The sequence below is a fragment of the Salegentibacter sp. T436 genome (assembly GCF_001932675.1).
Classification (GTDB): domain Bacteria; phylum Bacteroidota; class Bacteroidia; order Flavobacteriales; family Flavobacteriaceae; genus Salegentibacter; species Salegentibacter agarivorans.
Map to the genome: position 1 here is coordinate 3,433,049 of NZ_CP012872.1, position 23,740 is coordinate 3,456,788.

The 23,740-nt window shown below is 35.5% G+C and carries 23 protein-coding genes; 9 read left to right on the forward strand and 14 right to left on the reverse strand.

From position 1 onward, the window contains the following. Nucleotides 1-3: 3 nt before the first annotated feature. The 5 genes from AO058_RS15225 (at nt 4) to miaA (ending at nt 5,117) form a co-directional block, all read left to right on the forward strand. A complete protein-coding gene (locus AO058_RS15225; protein ID WP_075327324.1) occupies nt 4-1,248 on the forward strand; it encodes a DUF1015 domain-containing protein in 1,245 nt (414 codons plus the stop codon). An 11-nt stretch (nt 1,249-1,259) separates the two neighbouring features. Further along, nucleotides 1,260-1,916, forward strand: a complete 657-nt coding sequence (locus AO058_RS15230; protein WP_075327325.1) for a YggS family pyridoxal phosphate-dependent enzyme — start codon at nt 1,260-1,262, stop codon at nt 1,914-1,916. Nucleotides 1,917-1,933: 17 nt separating this feature from the next. After that, nucleotides 1,934-3,304: an exonuclease domain-containing protein gene (locus tag AO058_RS15235; protein ID WP_075327326.1), complete on the forward strand. Its 1,371-nt coding sequence runs from the start codon at nt 1,934-1,936 to the stop codon at nt 3,302-3,304. Nucleotides 3,305-3,373: 69 nt separating this feature from the next. After that, nucleotides 3,374-4,207: an ion transporter gene (locus AO058_RS15240; protein ID WP_075327327.1), complete on the forward strand. Its 834-nt coding sequence runs from the start codon at nt 3,374-3,376 to the stop codon at nt 4,205-4,207. Then, on the forward strand, nt 4,197-5,117 hold the full coding sequence (gene miaA, locus AO058_RS15245; protein ID WP_075327328.1) for a tRNA (adenosine(37)-N6)-dimethylallyltransferase MiaA: 921 nt from the start codon (nt 4,197-4,199) through the stop codon (nt 5,115-5,117). Before AO058_RS15240 ends, miaA begins: the two co-directional genes overlap by 11 nt. An 80-nt stretch (nt 5,118-5,197) precedes the next feature. On the opposite strand, the gene AO058_RS15250 is transcribed toward miaA, so the two are convergent. After that, nucleotides 5,198-5,773, reverse strand: a complete 576-nt coding sequence (locus AO058_RS15250) for a DJ-1/PfpI family protein (protein ID WP_232228844.1) — start codon at nt 5,771-5,773, stop codon at nt 5,198-5,200. Nucleotides 5,774-5,922: 149 nt separating this feature from the next. Here AO058_RS15250 and AO058_RS15255 point away from each other — a divergent pair, with 149 nt between their 5' ends. Beyond that, nucleotides 5,923-7,005 (forward strand): Gfo/Idh/MocA family protein, encoded by a 1,083-nt coding sequence (locus tag AO058_RS15255; RefSeq protein WP_075327330.1) that lies wholly within the window; start codon nt 5,923-5,925, stop codon nt 7,003-7,005. On the opposite strand, the gene AO058_RS15260 is transcribed toward AO058_RS15255, so the two are convergent. The 3 genes from AO058_RS15260 to AO058_RS15270 all read right to left on the reverse strand — a co-directional run bounded on the left by AO058_RS15260 (nt 7,006) and on the right by AO058_RS15270 (nt 9,695). Continuing rightward, nucleotides 7,006-8,112, reverse strand: a complete 1,107-nt coding sequence (locus AO058_RS15260; protein ID WP_075327331.1) for a sensor histidine kinase — start codon at nt 8,110-8,112, stop codon at nt 7,006-7,008. A gap of 11 nt (nt 8,113-8,123) precedes the next feature. Further along, a complete protein-coding gene (locus tag AO058_RS15265) occupies nt 8,124-8,888 on the reverse strand; it encodes a LytR/AlgR family response regulator transcription factor (RefSeq protein WP_075327332.1) in 765 nt (254 codons plus the stop codon). Nucleotides 8,889-9,140: 252 nt separating this feature from the next. Then, nucleotides 9,141-9,695, reverse strand: a complete 555-nt coding sequence (locus tag AO058_RS15270; protein ID WP_075327333.1) for a hypothetical protein — start codon at nt 9,693-9,695, stop codon at nt 9,141-9,143. A 310-nt stretch (nt 9,696-10,005) separates the two neighbouring features. On the opposite strand from AO058_RS15270, the gene AO058_RS15275 reads away from it, so the two are divergent. Further along, on the forward strand, nt 10,006-11,124 hold the full coding sequence (locus AO058_RS15275) for a GAF domain-containing sensor histidine kinase (protein WP_198036114.1): 1,119 nt from the start codon (nt 10,006-10,008) through the stop codon (nt 11,122-11,124). A 607-nt stretch (nt 11,125-11,731) separates the two neighbouring features. Here the strand turns inward: AO058_RS15275 and AO058_RS15280 are convergent. After that, the gene (locus AO058_RS15280; protein WP_075327335.1) at nt 11,732-11,935 is read right to left on the reverse strand and encodes a dodecin family protein; all 204 of its coding nucleotides are present in this window, start codon (nt 11,933-11,935) and stop codon (nt 11,732-11,734) included. Between the two features lie 269 nt (nt 11,936-12,204). Then, nucleotides 12,205-12,645 carry a universal stress protein gene (locus AO058_RS15285; protein WP_075327336.1) on the reverse strand — a complete coding sequence of 147 codons (441 nt, stop codon included), beginning with the start codon at nt 12,643-12,645 and terminating at the stop codon, nt 12,205-12,207. 421 nt (nt 12,646-13,066) lie between these two features. On the opposite strand from AO058_RS15285, the gene AO058_RS15290 reads away from it, so the two are divergent. Further along, the gene (locus AO058_RS15290) at nt 13,067-15,139 is read left to right on the forward strand and encodes an amino acid carrier protein (RefSeq protein WP_075327337.1); all 2,073 of its coding nucleotides are present in this window, start codon (nt 13,067-13,069) and stop codon (nt 15,137-15,139) included. Nucleotides 15,140-15,239: 100 nt separating this feature from the next. Here AO058_RS15290 and AO058_RS15295 read toward each other — a convergent pair whose 3' ends face one another. The 6 genes from AO058_RS15295 to AO058_RS15320 all read right to left on the reverse strand — a co-directional run bounded on the left by AO058_RS15295 (nt 15,240) and on the right by AO058_RS15320 (nt 20,738). Further along, the gene (locus tag AO058_RS15295) at nt 15,240-16,925 is read right to left on the reverse strand and encodes a formate--tetrahydrofolate ligase (protein ID WP_232228845.1); all 1,686 of its coding nucleotides are present in this window, start codon (nt 16,923-16,925) and stop codon (nt 15,240-15,242) included. A 170-nt stretch (nt 16,926-17,095) separates the two neighbouring features. Beyond that, a complete protein-coding gene (ygiD, locus tag AO058_RS15300; RefSeq protein WP_075327339.1) occupies nt 17,096-17,929 on the reverse strand; it encodes a 4,5-DOPA dioxygenase extradiol in 834 nt (277 codons plus the stop codon). Nucleotides 17,930-17,996: 67 nt separating this feature from the next. Continuing rightward, on the reverse strand, nt 17,997-18,569 hold the full coding sequence (locus AO058_RS15305; protein ID WP_075327340.1) for a YceI family protein: 573 nt from the start codon (nt 18,567-18,569) through the stop codon (nt 17,997-17,999). 37 nt (nt 18,570-18,606) lie between these two features. Beyond that, complete coding sequence (locus tag AO058_RS15310; protein WP_075327341.1) at nt 18,607-19,257, reverse strand: NAD(P)-dependent oxidoreductase; 651 nt, start codon at nt 19,255-19,257, stop codon at nt 18,607-18,609. An 11-nt stretch (nt 19,258-19,268) separates the two neighbouring features. Then, complete coding sequence (locus tag AO058_RS15315; protein ID WP_075327342.1) at nt 19,269-19,970, reverse strand: DsbA family oxidoreductase; 702 nt, start codon at nt 19,968-19,970, stop codon at nt 19,269-19,271. 189 nt (nt 19,971-20,159) lie between these two features. Continuing rightward, nucleotides 20,160-20,738, reverse strand: coding sequence for a Crp/Fnr family transcriptional regulator (locus AO058_RS15320; protein WP_075327343.1), 579 nt, complete (start codon nt 20,736-20,738; stop codon nt 20,160-20,162). A gap of 717 nt (nt 20,739-21,455) precedes the next feature. On the opposite strand from AO058_RS15320, the gene AO058_RS15325 reads away from it, so the two are divergent. Next, complete coding sequence (locus AO058_RS15325) at nt 21,456-21,938, forward strand: PAS domain-containing protein (RefSeq protein ID WP_075327344.1); 483 nt, start codon at nt 21,456-21,458, stop codon at nt 21,936-21,938. A 33-nt stretch (nt 21,939-21,971) separates the two neighbouring features. Here the strand turns inward: AO058_RS15325 and AO058_RS15330 are convergent, their stop codons facing one another. Both AO058_RS15330 and AO058_RS15335 read right to left on the reverse strand, forming a co-directional pair. Further along, on the reverse strand, nt 21,972-22,763 hold the full coding sequence (locus AO058_RS15330; protein WP_075327345.1) for a universal stress protein: 792 nt from the start codon (nt 22,761-22,763) through the stop codon (nt 21,972-21,974). Nucleotides 22,764-22,953: 190 nt separating this feature from the next. Then, nucleotides 22,954-23,559 (reverse strand): phosphatase PAP2 family protein, encoded by a 606-nt coding sequence (locus AO058_RS15335; RefSeq protein WP_232228846.1) that lies wholly within the window; start codon nt 23,557-23,559, stop codon nt 22,954-22,956. Nucleotides 23,560-23,740: the final 181 nt, after the last annotated feature.

The following is a 23,740-nucleotide window of genomic DNA, read 5'->3' on the forward strand; positions in this document are numbered from 1 at the left end:
AATTTGACCAAAATACTTCCATTTAGAGCGGTTAGACCGCAACGCGCCAAAGCCGGCCTTGTAGCTACAAAATCTTTTGAAGATTATACTGAAGCTGAAATAAGAGCGATCTTGCAGTATAACCCGTATTCATTTTTACATATTTTGAATCCGGGTTATAAATTTCAGCACGAGATAACTGGTGGGCAGCGCTTCCAGATGGTAAAAAACCGCTACCTGGAATTCAGAGAAGAAAATTCATTTATAAAAGATGAAAAACCGGCTTACTATCTCTACAAAATAGTAAGCAGGGAAACCACCTGTTGCGGTATTATTGCTGCTGCCAGTGCCGAAGATTATGAGAATAATCTCATCAAAAAGCACGAAGATACAATTGCAAGCCGTGAAACTTTGTTTAAGGATTATCTTAAAGTTGTAGGTTTCAATACCGAACCGGTTCTACTCACCTACCCCGATAATTCTAAGATAAATGAGGTTATTGAGCAGGTGATGCAGACACGCGCCGAATACGAATTTGCCACAGTAAACCGGGAAATCCATTATCTCTGGAAAATTGATGAGGAAAATTTATTAAGTCAAATTAAAGAAGAATTTGACCAAATGCCGCATTTGTATATTGCAGATGGCCATCATAGGAGCGCTTCTTCTTATTTACTGGCACAGGAATCCAGGAAGGCTAACCCCAACCATACGGGGAAAGAACCTTACAACTATTTTATGAGTTACCTTATTTCAGAAAGCAATCTTAATATACACGAGTACAGCAGGCTAATTACCGATTTAAACGGGAATACCAAAGAAGAATTTCTTATCCAGCTGGATGAATATTTCAGAATTGAAAACCACGGGATGGAAGTTTATAAACCCCAGCAAAAGCATCATTTTAATATGTATTTAGACGGGGAATTTTATTCGCTTTATTTACGAAAGACAAACTATGAATTTGGAGATTCTTTGACTAAATTAGACCCATATATTCTGTATAAGAAAGTGCTACAGCCAATTTTAGGAATTAAAGACCTTAGAAATGATAAGCGTATTTCTTATATTCACGGTAAAAATGATTTAATTGAGCTTAAAACCCGTATAGATAAAGGTGAATTTGCAGTCGGTTTTGGCATGCTCCCCTTAAGTATTGAAGAAATAAAAGAAACTGCCGACGAAGGTTTAACCATGCCTCCCAAAAGCACCTATATTGAACCCAAACTTTTAAACGGCCTTACCATCTACGAGTTTGAAACCAACTAAAAATTGATTGCATGAGTATTTCTGAAAATATAAAAAAATATAAAACTGAACTGCCTGAAGATGTCACTTTAGTGGCTATTTCTAAAACCAAACCTACAGAAGATCTTTTAGAAGCCTACGAGGCCGGCCAAAGAAACTTTGGAGAGAATAAAATTCAGGAAATGACTGATAAATGGGAAGAACTTCCAAAAGATATTAAATGGCATATGGTAGGCCACGTACAGCGAAATAAGGTAAAATATATGGCGCCTTATGTTTCCCTTATTCACGCGGTAGATAGTTTAAAATTATTGAAAGAAATTAATAAAGAAGCCGACAAAAATGACCGGTCTATAGATTGTCTTCTGCAAATTAAAATTGCCGAAGAGGATAGTAAGTATGGCATTTCAGCAGAAGAAGCTAAAGAAATATTAGATTCAGAAAAGTTTAAAAGTTTAGACCGAGTAAAAGTAAAAGGACTTATGGGCATGGCCACTTTTACTGATGATGAAACTCAGGTTAAAAAAGAATTTGAACACCTTAAATCGGTTTTTAACGATTTTAAAGAGACATATTCAAATATGAATATCCTTTCTATGGGAATGAGCGGAGATTATAAAATCGCTTTAGATTGCGGTAGTAATATGGTACGCATAGGGAGTGATATTTTTGGTGAAAGGAATTATTAAGAGATAGAAAATATTTTTTGTACGCAGTAGTAGACATAGAAACCACCGGTGGTAAATATAACGAAGAAGGAATTACAGAAATAGCAATTTATAAATTTGATGGTTTAAAAGTAGTAGACCAATTTATAAGCCTTGTAAATCCCGAAAAACCAATTCAGCCCTTTGTGGTTAACCTCACGGGAATTAATAACGATATGCTTCGTAATGCTCCAAAATTTTACGAAGTAGCCAGGCGCATTGTAGAAATTACAGAAGATTGTGTACTGGTAGCCCACAATGCTAAATTTGATTATAGAATTCTTAGAACCGAATTTAAAAGGCTTGGTTTTGATTTTGAAAGAAGATCGCTATGTACCGTCGAACTTTCTAAAAAACTTATTCCCGGCCAGGCCTCTTATAGTTTAGGGAAACTTGTTAGAGCCCTGGGAATTCCTTTAAGTGACAGGCATCGTGCCAGTGGAGATGCCCAGGCAACTGTAAAACTTTTTAAAATGTTACTCGCAAAAGATATTGAAAAGAATATTCTAAAAGATGCGGTAAAATTAGAGCCAAAACGCCAAATAGATACACGTCTTGTTTATATCCTTGAAGATTTACCGGGAATTACGGGCGTTTATTACTTTCATAATGAAGAAGGTGAGATCATTTACATTGGAAAAAGCAGGAATATTAAAAAACGGGTTACCCAGCATTTTACCAACGAGCAGCGTAAAGCTCGTGAAATGCAGAAAGAAGTTAGCTCGGTTAGTTTTGAAGCCACAGGAAATGAACTGGCAGCACTTTTAAAAGAAAATCAGGAAATAAAACATAATAAGCCTAAATTCAATAAGGTTTTAAAAAAGAATATATTTAGTCACGCCCTCTACCACTCTACCGATGAAGATGGTTATATTAATTTAAAAATTGGTCGTGCCGGTAAGAAAAATAGTATCACTACTTTTTCTTCTTTAAAGCGAGCTCGCAACGTTTTAGAGATGTGGATAACAAAATATGAACTCTGCCCCAGGCTCTGTAATCTTGAAAAAGGCAATGGAAGCTGCTTTAATTATACCATAGAAAAATGCAGCGGTGCCTGTATAAAAGAAGAATCGGCTGAAGCTTATAATGAGAGAGTGAGAGCATTAATCAATCAGCATTCTTATAAAACCCAGCATATGCTGGTTATAGATCGTGGTCGTGATATAGACGAAAAAAGTGCATTGCTTGTTGAAGATGGTGAATTTAAAGGAATTGGATATTTCAATTTAAACCACCAGATTAATAATATAGATATTATTAGGTCTATAATTACCCCTATGAAAAACGATCGCGACGCCCAACATATTATTCAAAGCTATTTACGCCGAAATTCACGGTTAAAAATTATACCATTAGCGCCAGCTACTTAAATAAATTTTAATTTACCTAGATGCTTCAGCAATTTATTTAAATTTGAATAATTCCTAAAAATTCTATTTTTGAGCAGAACGCAACCCAAACCAGGCTGGAAGTCTAAAATCCACGAAATAATTTACGAAGCCGATACCCCGGCGGGTAAATTTTTTGACGTTGCTCTACTTGTTGTTATCGCCATAAGTATTATCCTGGTAATGCTGGAAAGCGTAAGCAGCCTTAACTTAAAGTATTACTGGCATTTTTATATTGCTGAATGGATTATTACCATAATTTTCACCATAGAATATATTTTAAGGATTATTGCTATTAAAAAACCTAAAAATTATATTTTTAGTTTCTATGGTATTGTAGATTTACTCTCCACCCTTCCCACCTATCTGGCTTTTCTATTTGGTGGTCATAATTTACTTTTTGCTGTAAGAGCCTTAAGATTGCTTAGAGTATTTAGAATTTTAAAGATTACACGTTATATAGGCGAATCTAACCGACTTTTATTAGCCTTACGTAACAGCCGTCCAAAAATTATTGTTTTTCTCTTTGCCGTGCTTATTATTTGTGTAATTATGGGAACGGTAATGCATTTAGTTGAAGGAGAAGAAGGAGGTTTTGATAATATTCCGCTTAGTATTTATTGGGCTATTGTTACCCTTACTACCGTGGGATTTGGAGATATTCACCCCATCACTCCGCTTGGTAGGTTTATCGCATCATTTATTATGATTGTAGGTTACGGAATTATTGCCGTACCCACCGGAATTGTGACTTCTGAAATTACCCGGGCTCAAAAAAATAAGATTCCTACCAATACCCAGGTTTGCCCGCATTGCAACGAAACCAAACATATGGATGATGCTGAATTTTGCCATAACTGCGGAAAAAAGCTCAATGAAAAATAATTACTTGCTTAATGTAGTTGGGCCTACCGCTATCGGTAAAACTTCCCTGGCCATCAATCTCGCTAAAAAGTTTAATACTGAAATAATTTCAGCAGATTCCCGGCAGTTTTATAAGGAAATGCGAATTGGCACCGCCGTCCCTTCAACCGAAGAACTGGAGGCTGCTAAACATCATTTTATTCAACATATTTCTATTGAAGATGCTTATAATGTGGGCGATTTTGAAGCTGAGGCGATTCAGAAATTAGAAGAAATTTTCCAGGATCACGATATTGTGATAATGGTAGGCGGCAGTGGTTTATACACCAAAAGCGTTCTGCAAGGCCTGGATTATTTTCCCGAAGTTCCTGCAGAAATTAGGGAAAATTTGAACTTAAAGTATGAAGAAAATGGATTGGTTCCTTTGCAAAAGGAACTTCAAAAATACGACCCTGAATATTATTATGTAGCCGATGTTGAAAATCCGCAGCGAGTTATAAGAGCGCTTGAAGTTTGCATAACTTCAGGCAAACCATATTCCTCTTATTTAAATCAGCCTAAAAAACAGCGTGATTTTATCCCGATAAGTATAGGTCTTACTGCCGATCGTGAAATAATCTATGAACGTATAAACCGGCGTGTAGATTTGATGATGAATGAAGGATTACTGGAAGAAGTAGAAAAACTTTTTGCTCACAAACATTTAAATGCTTTGAACACCGTAGGCTATAAAGAACTTTTCAGTTATTTAGAAGGAAAAATTCCCCTTGAAACAGCAGTTTCAGAAAATAAGAAAAACACCCGAAGATTCGCAAAAAGGCAGCTTACCTGGTTTAGAAAAGACCCCGATATTCAATGGTTTGATTTTAAAACCCCTTCGGAAGAAGTTCAGGAATTTATTGAGGGAAAAATCACTGAATTTGAAAAGTGATAGATAAAAAAGCTCCCCTCCTTTTCAAGGAGGGGAATGAATTCAGCGCAACTGAAGAAAGGGGTGGTTAAGCCCCAATCTTAAATCTCAATTTTTGCCCCGAGTAATTTTACAAATTCTCTAATAAATGCGGCGTGACCCGGCCAGGCTGGTGATGTTACCAGGTTGCCATCTACCACTGCTTCAGTAGGCTCAACTTCTTTATAATTCCCTCCTACCAGTTCTATTTCTGGACCAATTGTGGGGTATGCGGTAAGTGTTCTTCCTTTTAAAACTTTTGCTACAGTAAGAATTTGGATAGCGTGGCAAATAGAAGCCACCGGTTTATCTTTTTCAAAGAAATGCTTAGTGATTTCAATTACTTTTTTATTCAGCCTAAGATATTCTGGTGCCCGGCCGCCGGCCATTACAAATCCGTCATAATCGTCTGCAAATACCTCATCAAAAGAATAGTTGAGTTCAAATAAATGACCTGGTTTTTCAGTATATGTTTGGTCTCCTTCAAAATCGTGAATTGCAGTTTTTATCTTGTCGCCTTTCTTTTTTCCCGGGCATACCGTATGCACGGTGTAGCCTAACATTTCCAACATCTGGAAAGGAACCATAGTTTCATAATCTTCAGCGAAATCACCGGTTAAAAAAAGTATTTTTTTCATAATTAATCAGGTTTTGATTTGACTTTTAAGTTAAGAAAATTCATACTAAGCACTGGTAATCAGTTTTTAAAAAATAGTTAAATATAATTTTTGACTGCAAATTTTAAAAAAGCTTGAGTAACTTTTAGGCTCAGCCAAAAAACATAATTATGCAAGATCGCAGGACATTTATTAAAAAATCAGGGCTATTTGTGGCCGCTACTACACTTCCAATTCCCAATTTTCTACTTCATAAAAATAAAGAAAAATTAGGCGTAGCCTTGTTAGGACTTGGAAACTACAGTACCGGGCAACTTGCACCGGCGCTTCAGGAAACTGATTATTGCGAATTACGAGGTATTGTAACCGGAAGTCCTGAGAAAATACCGGTATGGCAAAAAAAATACGGGATTAAAGATCAAAACGTGTATAATTATGAAAATATGGATGAGATTGCCAATAACGATGATATAGATGTAATCTATATTGTGGTACCCACGGGGCTTCACGCAAAATATGCAATTAAGGCCGCTAATGCAGGGAAACACGTTTGGTGTGAAAAGCCTATGGCAAAAACCTCGGAAGAATGCCGACAAATAATTGAGGCCTGTAACAAAAATGGGGTAAAACTTTCTATTGGTTATAGAATGCAGCACGAGAAAAATACGCAAACCTTAATGAAATGGGCTGAAACCAAACCTTTTGGTAAGATGAAAAACCTAAAAGCCGAAGCCGGTTATTATGGAGACCCTATGAATCCTTGGAAACTGGAAAAAGAAATGGGTGGCGGTGCTATGTATGATATGGGCGTTTACCCGTTAAACGCAGCCCGCTATACCACCGGCTTAGAACCAATTTCGGTTAGCGCAAAGCATATTATTAACAGACCAGAGATTTTTGATGAAGTTGATGAAACTACGGTTTTTGATCTTGAATTTCCTAACGGAATTACTGCCAATTGCAGAACCAGTTTTGGAGAAAGTATGAATAATCTTGAAGTAGATTGCAAAGATGGCTGGTATTATTTAAGACCTTTCCAATCATACTCCGGAGTGAAAGGAAAAGCCAGCGATGGGACTGTTTTAGCTCCATTCGGGAAAAATCAGCAAGCTGTACAAATGGATGATGATGCCCTGGCAATTATCAATGATAAAAAAGTAATGGTTCCCGGGGAAGATGGATTGAAGGATATTATAATTCTGGAAAAAATATATGAATCTTCCAGTAAAAACGGGGAACGTTTAAGCCTATAATCAGGTTTTGGAAAAGGGAATTTTTATTAGGGTTTCTACTCCAGCTTCTTTATTGCGTATTTTAAAACTGGCTCTTTTTCCGTAAAGCGTAAGTAAACGATCCCTGGTATTAGAAATCCCCACTCCTTTTTCTAATAAAGCTTCTTGTTTTTCGGTAAGTGTTTTTCCATTATTGTAGACGCTAAGCACCAGGTAACCTCTGGATTTAAAAATATTGATCACAATTTTTAGATGTATATTATGGTAAGAATAACCGTGTTTAACCGAATTTTCTATAATGGGTTGTAATAGCAACGAGGGCACTAAATGATCTAACAGGCTCTCGTCTATATTCTTCTCGATTATCAAATGATCTGAAAACCTAAGAGTGAGAATATTTAAATAATAGTCCAGCATTCGTAATTCCTTTCTCAATGTAACCTTATAATTCTCACTACTGTACAAAATTTCCCGAAGCAGGTCGCTTAGATCTGCAATGGTATCCTGGGCTTTTTTAGCATCTATTTCTACTAAAACCGAAATAGAGTTTAAGGTATTGAATAAAAAATGCGGCTGTAGCTGAGAAGATAACATCTTCATACGCGTATTGGTAAGTTGGGATTCCAGTAGTGTCTTTTGCTTCTCGGTCTCTTTTACCTGTTTTAAATAATAATAGGTGTAGATGATAAAAATCATCGCAAAGTAGATGAGAAAATTAAGATCTATTACGAATATCATTCGGTCTATACTGGCCTTTAAACTATAATCGGCAAAAGTCATGAGACCGAGTAAAATTCCATAAAGATCAAAGAAAAAACGAATTACAAACCCTATTAATATTGAAAATAAGGTATGCAGTAAAAAAATTTTTATCCACGAATAATTTTTATTTAAAAGGCGCTTAGTACTTATCGCAATCAGGCTCATATAAACCACTACAATAATCCAGTCTATAAGCAAGTTATGGAAAATAATGTCGTGCCAGGATTCTACGGTTTCCCGGGAAATGAAGGCTCGCATATATGCCAGTTTGCCTAAATATACCAGGTTGAATAACGTGTAGAAGGCCGCCAAAAGCAAAATAAGCTTTACGTCTATATATTTATTTTTTAAGGCTGAAAAGCTCATCTTGAGGTTCTTTAAATTCCGAGTTTATCAAATAATTCCTTTTTATTGGATTTGCTGATGCGTAATAATTTTTTGTCTCTCATTTTTACATCTACTTCAGAGAAATCTGAATGCACAATTTCTTTAATATGATTCAGATTAATAATGGCCGATCTATGAATTCTAAAAAAGGCGTGGTCTTTGAAAAATTCTTCCAGGTTATTTAGAGATTCCCTGAGTAAATACTTGCTATTTTCAGTATAAATTTCAGCATAATAGCCAGAAGCACAGATATAACTAATCTCGTTGGGTGTTAATAAAACGGTTTTATTACCCTGCCTAACCGGAAGTTTTAAGGGAATTTTGGAAGTTTTCCTGTCTTTGCTATAAACTTCAAATAAAGTTTGCAGGCGTTTTTCAAAATTTTCCTGAACTTCATTATTTGAGATATTAAGTACTTTTTTTATAGTTTTAAAAAACCGCTCGTCGCGAAAGGGTTTCAGAAGAAAATCGAACGCATCTACATCAAAAGCTTTTGTGGCATAATTATCATAAGCAGTTACAAATACAACTATCGGTTTTGGGTTCACATGAAGCTTCTGCAGCACTTCAAATCCACTCATATCTTTCATACTAATATCAAGAAAAACAAGTCCCGGCTTAAGCTTATTAATTTGAGTAATCGCCGATTTCCCATTGGAGCATTCTCCCAAAACTTCAATTTCCTTTACTTCAGCAAGCAGGTTAAGCACTCTTCTTCTTGCCAGTTCTTCGTCATCTACAACAAGTGCTTTCATAATTTTACATTTGAGATACACCCATGTAATTTAAAACTATTTTTTCTTGTTGAATATTTTTTTTTGAATCTAAGTAATTGATATCAAATAATTTAGTGAATGAATCAGCCTAATTCTGCTACCAGGGATATATTTTATGCTGTGAATAGGCTCCTATTTGATATAAAGCATAAAAAAGCCTGTAAAGTTTTTTAAAAGCTTCATTTAGATTGAAGTTATACTTTACAGGCATTAGTTAAAGTTCTGGAGAGATTACATACCGGCCACACGCTCTTCATTTATATTTTTAGGATCAATTTTAATAATCTTTGATTTATCATTTTTCACAACTTTAATTCGATAAAGTTCTTTATCCAGAAGCTTCCCCTGGCCCCTGGCTTTATAATTATTCTTTACCATACTCCAGCCTTCGGTTTGTCTCCATAGTTCATTTCTTACTGCGAGAGGCAAAGCAATATCTTTAAATAGTTGCCTGGTTCGATTTAATACTCCTTCTTTTGAATAATTGGCTTCAAGAAATCCTTTACTAGATTGAAAACGTACTAAATAACTATCATAATCTTTATATTTCACTTCTTCAATAAATTTAGAAATATCAAAATAAGACTCCATAAAAGCCATGGGATTTTTAGTGAATTCGGCAGCAAAACTATCGCTAACATTATAGCGATATTCATCGGGATTATCGGTTTCCGTGAGAACAAGAGGAGAATAAGCAATTCTTGTTTCTTCCAGTTGCGTAATTCTTTGGGCGTAGCTACTAAAGCTAAAGCTCACAAGCATCAAAATAACGACTAATGTTTTCATAACAATTAATTTTTAAGATTTATAAACGGTTTAGGTACAAGCTTGTATTTGATTATATCCTAAAGTTATGTAGCAAAACAGGTGAAATAATAAGGAATGATCCAGACTACATTTTTTTGATAATGAACAGGTAAAAAATTGATATAAAGCGCGTACACTGAATTGGACCTATTTCAGAAATCGAAAATTTTTACTAATTTTATAAACTTTTTATACACAAAAAATTATTCTTATTAAGACTTCCACTACGCATAAAAATTATAAAGCAGACGTTGCAAATATTAATAAAATCCCCATCGTTACTCAGTTATTGGATATTATTTGTCTTACAACCGGGATGGGTTTTACCGCTATTGCCCGGGTCACAGAAGATAAATGGATTACCTGCGCTGTAAACGATAAAATTAAATTCGGCTTAAAACCCGGAGATGAATTAAAAGTAGAAACTACTATTTGTAACGAGGTACGCCAGCACGAACAGGCTGTTTTTATAGATAATGTAGCCACAAGCGAAACTTATGCCAAGCATCCAACTCCCGCGATGTATGGTTTTTCAAGTTATATTTCGGTTCCATTATATAAAAAAGATGGAAGTTTTTTTGGTACTATTTGCGCCATAGATAAAAAGATAGCTAAAATTGATACCGAAGAAATTAGAGGAATGTTTCAACTCTATGCTGAATTAATTAGCTTTCACCTGGAAGCAATTGAAGAAAAGGAGAATGCGGTTGCCGAATTAAACGAAGAACACCAAATAGCTGAATTGCGGGAACAATTTATTGCAATTTTAGGTCACGATCTAAAAAACCCCATCGCCACTACGCGGATGAGTGCTGAAATTTTAATGAAATTTAGTAAGGAAGATATTGTAAAGCGGAATGCTTCCCTTATTAAATCTACCAGCATCAGGATGGAAGGTTTAATAGATAATCTTTTAGATTTTGCCCGCGGCCGCCTGGGAGAAGGTATAAAGCTTAATAAAACTGCCGATTCCAAAAAACTGGAAGATGTATTGAAACAGGTGATTAACGAATTAAAGATTATTTCTCCCCAACAGAAAATTTCTTCTAAGATTCAATTAGAAAATCCGGTAAATTGTGATCCAGACCGTATTGCACAATTATGTTCTAACCTTTTAGGAAATGCAGTAACTCATGGTACACCAGATGAATCTATAGAACTTGAAGCGGTATGCTTAAATGGAGAGTTTAAATTAGAAATTACTAACAATGGGACGAAAATCCCTAAAGAAGTAAGGGAAAAATTATTTGAACCATTTTATCGTCTTGAAGGAGAAGAGCCCAAAAAAGGTTTAGGCCTGGGGCTTTATATTGCCTCAGAAATTGCAGCAGCACACAATGGAGAGATAAAAGTAAGCTCTTCAGACAAAGAAACTGTTTTCAGTTTTGTGATGCCGGCGCAAAGCTAATCCGGGACAGCCAAAAAGCTATCTTAGTTACTTTATAAAATAGCAGCCTAAAATATTAGGTTAAGAGTTCCTAATACTGCAAAAATAGCCGCAACTACTATCCAGGCCAGAATTAATAAAATAAATAGTTTAGCCAGAAAATGAAACCCTGATGTGGCTGTTTTGTAATTCTCCAAAAAAATATAAAAAGGATTCATAGCACAAATATTAAGGTTAGACATAGAACCTATATAGAAATTCGCTATAAAAAAGTAGTGGTAAAATCTTATTTTACTGAAAAGATATTTTTGAAGCTTTTAGCGATCAAAATAATTTGTCCAGAATTTTTAAAGGTAATTTTCCATATTCTAAAGTTATTATCCAAAAAAGTTCACCTTTAATTTAAAACTATTAATACGTTTTTGAAACGGGGGAAATCCTGTATTAATCAACTTTGTAATAAAATAGAGATTTATTTTTAGGAAAATTCTGTATAATTTTCCAGAAGAAAACAAATTCGAATAATATAGAAATTTAGGATTTTAGGGGCTTTGAATGGGAAGTAAACATAAAAATGGGGAAGCGTTTAATTAATAAACTACTTCCCCAAAACTCAAACGAACTAAATTTAGCTCTCTTTTTTAAATGATATCTTCGCGTTCACTGCGTACGAAGCAATTTTATTATTAATCACATTCGCGTGCATCTCTTTCACGTAAACCGATTCTATATTTTTTACACTTTTAGAAGCCTCTGCAAGGGCATTTCTGGTTGCATCATCAAAACTCTCTGTTGAACTTGCAATTACTTCAATAACTTTTACGATACTCATAATTTTTTGTTTTTATGGTTATATCTTAAAGTTAATGAACAAGTTAGCCTATAAAAAAGGTTTAACAATTTATAACATGGACTTAAATCTTTATTCCTAAAAAAATTAAAAGAATATTTTTTTAAAAAAATTCCTCTACAGATTCAAAGTGTGTTTAGAATTACGATAAGAATCGCACAATGCAACTTTTTGAATTAAAACAAAGCGATCTTGCACTTAACTTTGAATTTAAGAGCTAAATCGCATTATTATCTCAGAAAATGAGAAATCTATCCTAGCGGGACCGCTAATAAAGGAATTTGAAGTTCGTCTATAAGATCTTTTTTCTTGTTTGAGGTAAACAGGCCATACACCAGGTTTTTTTTCTTGTGGCCGGCAACTACCAAATCAATATTACACTCATCTACCAACTTTTTAATAGACTTTATTACAGAACCTTCAATTATACGGCCCTCTACTTCTACATTATGATCTTTTGCAACATCTTCGGCCCACTTTTCTATGGTAGCTTTTTCTTTTTTTCGGTCCTCAGCTCTCTTTTCATAAACATATTGAGGTCCGGCCTCCCGGGCAAGAAAATCATCAGGATCAGCTACAGTTACGTGAATTATCCAGATTTTGGCGTTTGTTAATTTAGCAATATTAACCGCGTGTGAAATAAGTAAATCAGCATCATTTTTACGGTCTACGGCTACTAAAATGTTCTTCATGTTATGGCAGGTTTAAGAAACTAAAAATAGGAAAAAATTATGCGCTTCTAAAATATTTGAGAAGCAACCTTAATCTTTTCCAATTTAAATGTGTGTTTTTCAATTTTTCTAACTAAGGATTATACATTATATTTACAGCTAATTTTTCAAATTTCATAAAAAATAAAACCAGGCTAAAAACCATTTTATTTTTCTTCTCGGCGGTCACGGGAACTTATGCTTTTCTTATTTATAATTTTATCTACCTGATGAAAATAAGGTGACCTAAGAGTTTCTTCTAATTTGAATGATTTTCCCTTTTTTTATCACTTCGTTTTCATCCAAAGATTAAATTAAAATACATAAAAGCAAACCCAATGATTTCTTTAGGAAGAAACGCTGCTTTTTAGCGGTGTGGAGTTTCAAATTTAGAAATTAAACTATGAAAAAATATTTTCTTTTAATCCTTTTACTTCCGCTTTCAATGTTAAATGCCCAGCAACTTAAGATAGATGCTAAAGCTGGAAATATTTCTAATTTAATTAATGACGGATTTATTGATTTGGAGGTTTCAGGTGGGCAACCTCCCTATACCTATAAATGGTCTGATAAAAATACTGGGCTTGAATCAAAATCGGCTTACGGTCTTACCGAAGGAATTCCTTATAAAGTCAAAATCACAGATAGTAAAGGTGCCACTCTTACCCGGGAGTTTAAAATAAAACCTAAAGCAATTACCGAACATTTTAATGGTGCTGCTGTTCCGCTGGTAGAAAGCCTGGGGAATTTCTTATTCTGGGACCCGTTTACCACATTTGGAATTTATGATCCTGTAGTGTATGCTGAAGTTGCTAAAGTGCCCATCCCGGGTTGGAGTCCTTCGGTAAATGATCGCTATTTACTTAAGGAATGGAAAATTAATGAAGGGAAGAATGTGAATGAAGGAGATCTTATTGCCATAGTAAATTCCGAAAATAAAGGTGATTTAAATATTTATGCCACTACAAGCGGAAATCTAAAACACTTAACCAAAGCCGGAGATGTAATTTACGATTCCAATAACAGCGATCATCTTATTAAAACAGGCGCTCATAATTTAGCCGAAATTAAATACCCTACTCCCCTGCCAGTTACTCACCCAAATGGAGACCCCAAAACCCATAATATTCCTCTTATAGTTATTTGGTTAATATTTGGTGCTGCATTTTTTACCGTTAAAATGGGTTTTATCAATTTTAAAGGGGTAAAACATTCTATAGACCTCACACGCGGAAAATATGATGACCCTACCGCCCCGGGTAAGATCACTCATTTTCAAACCATGGCAACCGCAGTTTCTGCTACCGTAGGACTGGGAAATATCGCCGGTGTGGCTATCGCTATATCTTTGGGAGGAGCCGGAGCAACTTTTTGGATGATTATCGCCGGACTTTTAGGTATGGCTTCAAAATTTGTGGAATGTACCCTTGGAATTAAATATAGGGTTATTAATAAAGAAGGAAAGATTTTTGGTGGCCCTATGAATTATTTACAACACGGGCTGGAGCGAAGAAATATGAAAGGTTTTGGTAAAGTTCTGGCTGTTTTCTTTGCAGTGCTTTGTATTGGAGCAACCCTGGGTGGAGGGAATATGTTTCAGGCCAATCAATCTTTCGAGATTCTTGCCAGTCAGTTTGAATTTATGGAAGGAAATGGTTTTTATTTTGGCCTCGCCCTTTCAGGCCTTGTAGGCTTGGTAATTCTTGGTGGTATTGAGAGTATAGGCAAAGTAACCGGAAAGATTGTTCCCTTAATGGCTCTTATATATGTTGTTTCTGCGCTTGTGGTTATTGGTGTAAATTTTGAAAATATAGGTTCAGCATTTTCTGCGATTTATAATGGTGCTTTTAATGCAACAGCCTTAAAAGGCGGAGTAATAGGCGTACTTATTGTAGGATTTCAAAGGGCTGCATTCTCCAGCGAATCTGGAGTTGGTTCGGCGGCAATAGCTCACAGCGCCGGAAAAACCAGGCATCCAGCTTCTGAAGGCTATGTAGCGTTAATTGAACCTTTTATAGACACAGTAATCATCTGTACTTTAACTGCACTTGTTCTTATTTTTACCGGCATGCACGAGGTAGAGGGCGTTGGCGGGGTTCAACTTACCTCTGGAGCCTTTGCTACCGTGATGCCATGGTTTCCTTATGTGTTGAGTATTGTGGTTTTTCTCTTTGCATTTTCTACTATGATCTCCTGGTCTTATTACGGGCTACGCGCGTGGACTTATATATTCGGAAAAACCAACAGGAGCGAATTGGTTTTCAAATCTATGTTCCTGGTTTTTGTAGTGATTGGTGCTTCAGTAGGGCTGGGAGCTGTGCTTGATTTCTCTGATATGATGATTTTAACTATGTCTTTCCCTAATATTATTGGCCTATATATAATGTCCGGTGAAGTTAGAAATGACCTAAAGGAATACAACCGAAGACTGAAAGCAGGCGAATTATTTACAAAAACTGTAGAAAAAACTGTTTAAGCGCATTTTTATCCCGTTATAGAGTAAACATTTTAGAAAGTTAAAAACCTTCCGGCGAATACCGGAAGGTTTTTTTATTTGAAAAAAATAGATCTTGCCCTTAAACCAGCCCCGAAATATTTCCTTCCAAATCTACTGTTATATTTTCTGAAGCGGGATGTACTGGTAATCCCGGCATTCGCATCATATCACCGGTTATAGGAATAAGAAAGCCTGCACCGGCAGCAATTTCAATCTCCCTAACAGTGAGTGTAAATCCTGTTGGTCTTCCTAATAGCGCCGGATTATCTGATAATGATTTTTGAGTTTTTGCAATACAAACTGGCAATTCTTCCAGTCCCAGATCTAAAATAGTCTTCAGGTTTTTCTTTGCTTTAGGTGAAAATTCTACCCTATTAGCCCCATATATTTTTTTCGCAATAGTTTCAATTTTAGTCACCACATCCTGCTCCCATTTGTACAGGGGTTTAAAATCAGAACTATTTTCTTCTATAGCTTCTATTACTTTGGCCGCCAGGTCTAACGCTCCTGCTCCACCTTTTGCCCAACCATCAGAAAGAGCAACCTTAATATTTAATTTTTGGGCCAAATCAAAAATAACCTGTATTTCTTCATCGCTATCACTATAAAACCTGTTAATGGCAATAACGGGGGTTATATTATACAATTTTGCATTCTCCAGGTGTTTCTCAAGGTTGGGAAGCCCATTAATTAAAGCCTCAACATTAGGAATTGTAAGTGTTTTTAAATCCGCTCCACCGTGATACTTAAGAGCCCTAATAGTAGTGGTCATTACCACCACTTTAGGCGCCAAACCAGCGCTTTGGCATTTAATATCAAGAAATTTTTCTGCACCAAGATCAAAGCCAAAACCAGCCTCGGTCACCGTATAATCTGAAAGGCTCATCCCCATTCGCGTGGCAATAACTGAGTTGGTTCCCTGGGCAATATTTGCAAAAGGACCTAAATGAATAATTGCGGGATTACCTTCAATAGTTTGTACCAGGTTTGGTTTAAGCGCGTCTTTGAGTAAGGTCGCCATTGCACCTTCAGCATTAAGATCTCGTGCAAAAATTGGCTTTTTTCCATAAGTATAACCAATAAAAATATTTCCTAAACGTCCTTTTAAATCGTCCAGGTTTTCGGCAAGGCACATTATGGCCATAATTTCTGAAGCCGAAGTAATGTCAAATCCACTCTCCCGCGGAATTCCAGATCCTGTTCCTCCAAGTCCAATTACAATATTTCTAAGCGCACGATCGTTGACATCCATCACTCTTTTAAGCGAAATAGTACGAGGGTCGAGTCCCAGATTATTTATTTTTGACTGAATATTATTATCTACCAGGGCAGCAAGAAGATTATGAGCTTTTTCTATCGCTGAAAAATCTCCCGTAAAATGAAGGTTTATATCTTCCATAGGAAGAACCTGGGAGAAACCTCCTCCTGTGGCACCACCTTTAATACCAAAAACAGGACCTAAAGAAGGTTCACGCAAAACTACTGTAGTTTTTTTGCCAAGTTGGTTTAAAGCTTCAGACAGTCCTATAGAAACCGTTGTTTTCCCTTCACCAGCAGGAGTTGGCGAAATTGCAGAAACCAGGATAAGGTTGTTATTTTTTATCTTTTCTTTATTAATTCTATTTAGCGGAAGTTTGGCTTTGTACTTTCCGTACATTTCAATTTCTTCAGCATCAAGGGCTAATTTTTTGGCAATTTCAGTAATAGGTTTTAACTCAATCTTTTGAGCAATTTCAAGATCGGTAAGTGGTGTTGTGGTCATCATCTTTACTGCTTTTATAACCACAAAATTATATGCAAAGGAAGTGTTGAAAAATGACGGGCATCAGTATAAAGGAAAATATTCAAACGTTTTCGGAGATTTAATATTCAGAAATTCTTTTTAGAATATTTCTGCTAAGAATTTAAAGACATTTATTTTAGAAAGAAACAGCATCAGCCAATTTTAACTGAAGTCATTGTTAAAGAACCCGCTACGGCTTTATCATTAAAAAAGGAAAGTTTTTCATTTTTAGCTTTGAGCCCAAGGGTGTAAAGCAAGGGAATATAATGTTCTGAAGTAGGAATGGCCAGTTTCGCCTCAGCTCCAAGGTTTTTATAATTAATAAGCCTACTAAAATCACCTTCAGAAATATACTTTTTGAATTTATCATTCATCTCCAAAGCCCAATCGTAACCATAACCCGGTTCTTCTATTTTATCCCAGGCCAACATTCTTAGATTATGAACCATATTACCGCTACCAATAATTAAAACTCCTTTATTTCTAAGTTCCATTAGTTCTTTAGCAAGCTCAAAATGATAGTTTTCGTCTTTACTATGGTCTATACTAAGTTGCAAAATAGGAATATTTGCTTCGGGATACATATGCCTAACTACGGTCCAGGCGCCATGATCTAAACCCCAATCATGATCTTCTACAATCGCTGTAGATTTTACCAGGTTTTTAGTTTCCCGAGCTATTGCAGGACTTCCCGGCGCAGGATACTGAACCTGAAATAATTCCTGAGGAAAACCTCCAAAATCATGAACGGTTTTAGGAAATTCCATACTGGTAATTCTGGTTCCGTTCGTGAGCCAATGGGCCGAAACTACCAAAACAGCTTTTGGAGTAGGCATGTCTTTAGCCATTTTCTTCCAACCGGAACTAAATTCGTTATCCTGAATGCCATTCATAGGTGAACCATGACCAATAAACAAAACGGGCATTGGTTGCTCCTGCCTGGGCAGGTTGGCTGTGAATTTATTAAAATCTGAAAGGGTCGACATTTTATTTACTTTAAAAAGAGGAGGCTGCTAAATTTTTTAAATATAACTTATAGCCTCCTCCAGATATTTATTGTTTAATGAATTCTCCGTCTACTTCAATATTTACTTCGTCACTAAGCATTGGCTCAGGGAAATCGGCTCCTAAATTAAAGTCAGATCGTTTTATGGTTCCTGTTATTGCAAAACCGGAAGTTAAATTTTTACTCTGCGGATTTTCTACTGTACCACGATGCCAAACCTCTAAAGTAACAGGTTTTGTAACGCCGTGAAAAGTAAGATCTCCGGTTACTTTATATTTATTATCACCAATTTTTTCTGAAGAATTACTTTTAAAACTCATCTTAGGATGGTTTTCTACATCAAAGAAATCAGCACTTTTAAGGTGACCGTCCCTTCTGTCCACACCCGTGTTAATAGAGGCTACATCTATTTCCATTTCGTATTCAGCATTACTAAAATCGTCTTCAGATGCTGTAATACTGCCTTCAAATTCTCCAAATTGACCTTCTATTTCGGCAATTCCAAGGTGTACAATGTCAAAAGAAACCTGGGTATGAGCCGGATCGGCTTTCCAGGTTGTTTGTGCGAAAATGCTTGTGCTTAAAAAAGCGACAAACAAAAAAGAAAATACTTGTTTCATAATATTTAGTTTAGATTAATTAATAAAGTTTCATTGTTTAATATGCGGCTGTAAAGCGTTGTTTTATATGTGCTCCATTCTCGGCTTCATCTACCAGGACCACGGCAGTATCCTGCACAGATAACTCGCTTTTCCCGTCTTCATCAAATACGGGTTTTTCAAAGCCTTTTCTATAAGTATTTCTACGTTTTTTAGGTTTCCCGGGAGCCATACCAATTGCAGGGCTAAAGAAAGTCCAATCCAGTTCTTTTTCTCTTTTAAGAATTTCAAAATATTCGCTGGCCGCCGTTGCTCCGGGTTTAATTTCTTCCGGAAAATTTGGAGAATCAATCACCCTTGTTCTTTCATTTAAAAACAGGCTACCAGCACCGCCAACAACTATTAATCGCTTTACACCAGCTTCTTTTACGGCCTGTTGTATAGCTTTGGCTCCTTCCAAATATTCATTATAAATATTAGGATTAGACCAACCCGGATTAAATGCACTTATCACAACTTCACTATCCTTAACTGCGTTAGCCAGTTTTTCTATATTTTTCACATCTACTTCTACTTTTTTAAGCAAATGGGCTTCAGCAATATTTTTTGTATTACGCGCAATGGCGGTTACTTCATGGCCTCTATCTAATGCCTCTTTTAAAACTTCAGATCCCACAAAACCTGTGGCGCCTATTAGTGCTATTTTCATAATTCTATTTTTTAATCACAATTTCCATCAGTTGAACACGAATCTCCTTTAGAAATTTCCAACTGATTTTTTTTCGGTTTAAATTCTTCCCAGGCTTTCTTCAGGGTTTGTAAAAAAGCATCGGATGGCTGAGCTCCTGAGATAGCATATTTATCATCTATTACAAAAAACGGAACACCTCTTACCCCAATATTACGGGCTTCCATTTCGTCCTGTTTCACATCATAAGCAAAAGCATCAGATTGTAAGGTGCTTTTTACTTCTTCCGCTTTTAGCCCTATAGAAGTACCTATTTCCTGTAAAACTTCAGCATCATCTATATTTTTTGCTTTTTCAAAATGAGCTTTAAACAGAGCTTCTTCAATTTCGTTTCCCAGGCCTTTAGATTTAGCTAATTGAATAAGCCTGTGCGCCATAAACGAGTTGGCGGTAACCGAAGTTTCCAGGTTGAACTTAAGACCTACTTCAGCAGCCATATTGGTTGCGCCGCTAAACATTTCTCTTGCCTGTGCTTCGCTTACACCTTTTGTTTTAACAAAATACTCCAGGGTGCTAAGATTAGGATCTGTTTGTAGATTAGGGTCTAATTGATAACTTTTCCATTCAACCTCCACTTTATTCTCCTGCGGAAATTTTGCCAGCGCAGCTTCAAATTTCTTCTTTCCGATGTAGCAAAAAGGACATCTTACATCTGACCATATTTTAACTTTCATATTTATTTTTTATAATATTGAATAAAAACTTTACCCGATAATCGAGATAAAAATCCTAAAAACTTACCAAGCCTATTTTGCTATGAGGCATTAGTAAAATTCTACTTCTTAAGTTACTTAAAAAATAGATATACAAAGATGGCTAAGAAACTTATTAAATTAATTCACCTATGTTAATAAACCGGGAGTTTAATAGAGATTCTTACGAATCCTGCTTAAAGATTGGGGTTTAATTCCCAGGTAAGATGCGATAAGATATTGGGGAATGCGTTTAATAAAATGCGGATAGCGTTTTGAAAAACTTTTATATCTATGATCTGCATCTTCACTAATGGTTTTGGCAATTCTTGTATGTAAGGAAGCTAAGGAATTTTGGAGTAAAATTCTAAAAAACCTATCGAATAACGGGTGCATACGGCAGAGTTTTTCGAAGTTTTCTTTATTAATAAGCAATGCCCTGGTGGGTTCCAGCGCCTCAATAGTTGAAACAGCTTCGGTACCTCTAAAATAACTGGAAGCATCTGTTATCCAGTATTCTTCAATAGCCAGTTGTATAACATTTTTATCGCCTCTTTCACTAAGATAATAAGAAAAACAAGCTCCTTCAAGAATAAAAAACTGGTAATTACAGGTGCTACCGGCCTCAACTAAATATTCCTTTTTCTCGTAGGTTTTTTCAAAAGATAGTTTATTTAAATCGGTAAGCATTTCTGAAGAAATTTCTTCACCCAGGGTCCTTTCTATAGTTTTCTTAATAAGACTCTCCATAAATACTGCTATTTCTCACTCCCGATTAATAATTTAAAAATACCAATTCTAAAGGTACAAAAAGAAGATTTTTAAACTTAAAACTCCACCTCTGGGATTTAAAGATTCCCCCCTGCCCCATTCCAAATCTTCTTTCTTGCCTTTATTTTTTTCTTTTTGGTTTATATGAAAGAAGGTTGTAAATTGCGGGTTAATATTTTAATTTTTAGTGATTTAGCTATGAACAAGGCTTTTTCTAAACTTAAGATCATCTTTCCGACTTATTAAGCACTCGCGAGTGTGCTTACGTAATCTGTATCCTTTATTTCAATTATAACTTACTCGATAATCGAGATTTAAAAATTTTTGAGGCTTGCCTCAAGGTATTTATTATTTCCCTTAACGGGAAACCCAACTCGCTATATAAAGGTTTTACTACAGGCATGTGTTTAATTAAAATTTTTGTTCACATTAAAATTATAATAAAATGGCAAAGCGAGGTACAAAATTAAAACCTTCAAAAGTCGATTTAAAAGCACGAAAACAAGAAAAAGCTGCACGTAAACTTGAAGAAAAGAAAATGAAAGGCAGAAGGAAAGTCGGGGGTTAATTTAAACTAAGGCTAAACAAGATTTAGCCAGCCACAATTACCCGTGCATTTTTATAATGAGAATTCGGTTTGTCAGAATTCTGGCACTCCGAATTCTCTAATTTGTTTTATTCAATAATCGTAACATCATGATCTCTACTCATAAAATTCAGGAAGATACTATGCGCAATAGTTCTATCCAGAATAATTTTTTAAAGCAGTATTTTGAAAATTCTATTGTTCCTCAACTTTTTATTGATGCTGAATTATATTTAAAAGATTTTACCCCGGCCGCTGGAAAACTTTTTGAGCTGAAAAAAGAACATTTAGAAAGGAATATTTGCGGGATTAAAGAAAAAATGAAACACAGCTCTTTTATTGAAAATATTAGAGGTGTTTTAATTACTGAAACCGTGCTCAAAAAAGAAATTAAAATAAATGATGAACGCAGATTCTTAAAGTGCATTCAACCTTGTTTTTCTGAAAATGAAGAAGTAATTAACGGACTTATAGTAACTTTTATTGAACTGGAAGTGCAGTCTTACTTACTAGAAGAAAACAGTAGATTAGAATTGGAAAACCAGGAGCTGAAAGAATTTCTTTACCGGGAGCTTACAAGGGCAGGTAAATAATAAAGAGATTTGGAAAATAGATTGTTTCAAAAATTAATGTAACACCAGAATGGGAAGTGAATTTGATACTTTAGAATAAATACCGCGCTTGGTATGAAGAAAACTATCGCATAAGCCCAGGTTTTTCCCCATCATAACGATCATATCAAAACGATCCTGGATTTTTTGTAGGTTATCATCAGAAAAAATGTTTTTATCTTTAAATGGTATCACTTTCACTATCCTGTTCTTAATTTGAGAGAAAATTTCTCTTCCGGCTTCCACGTCTACTCCCTTCGCGGGATCACCTACTTCTACCACGGTTAAAGCTGTACCTTCAGCTATTTGTGGTTTATTAAAGATGGCAAAAACATCTTTGTTTAGGGAAGTGGAATAAGCTATTGGGAATATCATTTTCTCTATAGGTTTATACTGGCAATGCTCAGCTACCGCTAAAATATTATATCTTATTTTTTTTATGACTTCATAAGTGTGGTTACCAATAATTGTGAAGGGAGAATGGCCTTTATGAGCCGCTCCCATAACAATAAGGTCTACATTTTTCTCATCGGCATATTTACGAGTGGCTGTTAGGAGATCACTTTCTGAATATAAAGCGAAAAAATTGTGATCTTTATTCTGGCTTATTTCCTGAAGTTCGTCCATTCTTTGGTGCAACTTTCTTAGGGCAAGTTCCTTCTTTTCCTCTTCCAGGCCGGCTTCAGGATTAAATTCCCTTATATTAAGCATATAAAAATTCACCGGAATATCGCCCAGAAACTGTACTGCATAACTTCCGGCGTTTCTTGCTACCTCAGAGAGATCTGTCAAAATAAGTACATTCATACCACTGTAAATTAGTTCAGTAAGTATGCAAACCTATAGCAAGAATAATTTTATAAAAATGATGAAAATCACATTATCCTAATTTTTTGCCGGGAAGGAAAAAGCTAATACATTCATTTTCAGCCTTGAAATTAGTGATAAACCTACGCCCGGTATTCCCAAACAGCTAAATAAATAAAAAAATCACTGTTTAAAACGTGTATCTGAAACCCAGGAGATAAGCATCATCTCCACTGGAAAAAGTGACTTCCATTTGTTGATCTTCATAGGGAGTGGTGAAAAAGAAGGTGCTACCTATTCCTATTGCTGCACCTGCCAGCACATCCCATCCATCGTGCCGTTTCGCATTTAATCTACTATATCCCGTAAAACCGGCAAGAATATAGGCAGGAATACTATATTTAAAACCATATCTACGATGAAAAAATGAAGCTCCCTGGAAAGCAACCGAGGTATGTCCCGAAGGGAAAGCATAACCTCCACCCTGCAGCGGCCGTTCTTTATTTATTAAATACTTTCCTGCGCCGGTTACTGCCAAATTGAGTAAAAACCCTTTTGTAAATTGCCAGGACCCGGTTTTATCTTTTAAAATTAAAGAAATAGCAAAGGCCGAAACCGGAAGCAAGATAACCGAAGCATCTCCAGATTTTTCAATAAATGAATCTTCTTTTTCAAAAAACTGGCCGTAGGTATTATTGGTGGTTAATAAAAAAATACAACAGAAAATGACAAAAAACATTTTCTTTATTACATAACTTGGCCCATTTTGCTGAAGGTTAGAGTTTTGAAAAATCATTAGTTAGTTTTAAAAAATTATTTTAATAGCGTGAATTCGTAAAAATAAGTGCCGGTTCTAACTATAGAAAATAAGGTTTTTTAAATTTTTCATAAACATTGCTCAAAAAGGTTAAACTATTATTAAGTAGATACCCCTTTAGAGGTAAAGTGATAAAAATTATGATTTATTAAAAAATAGT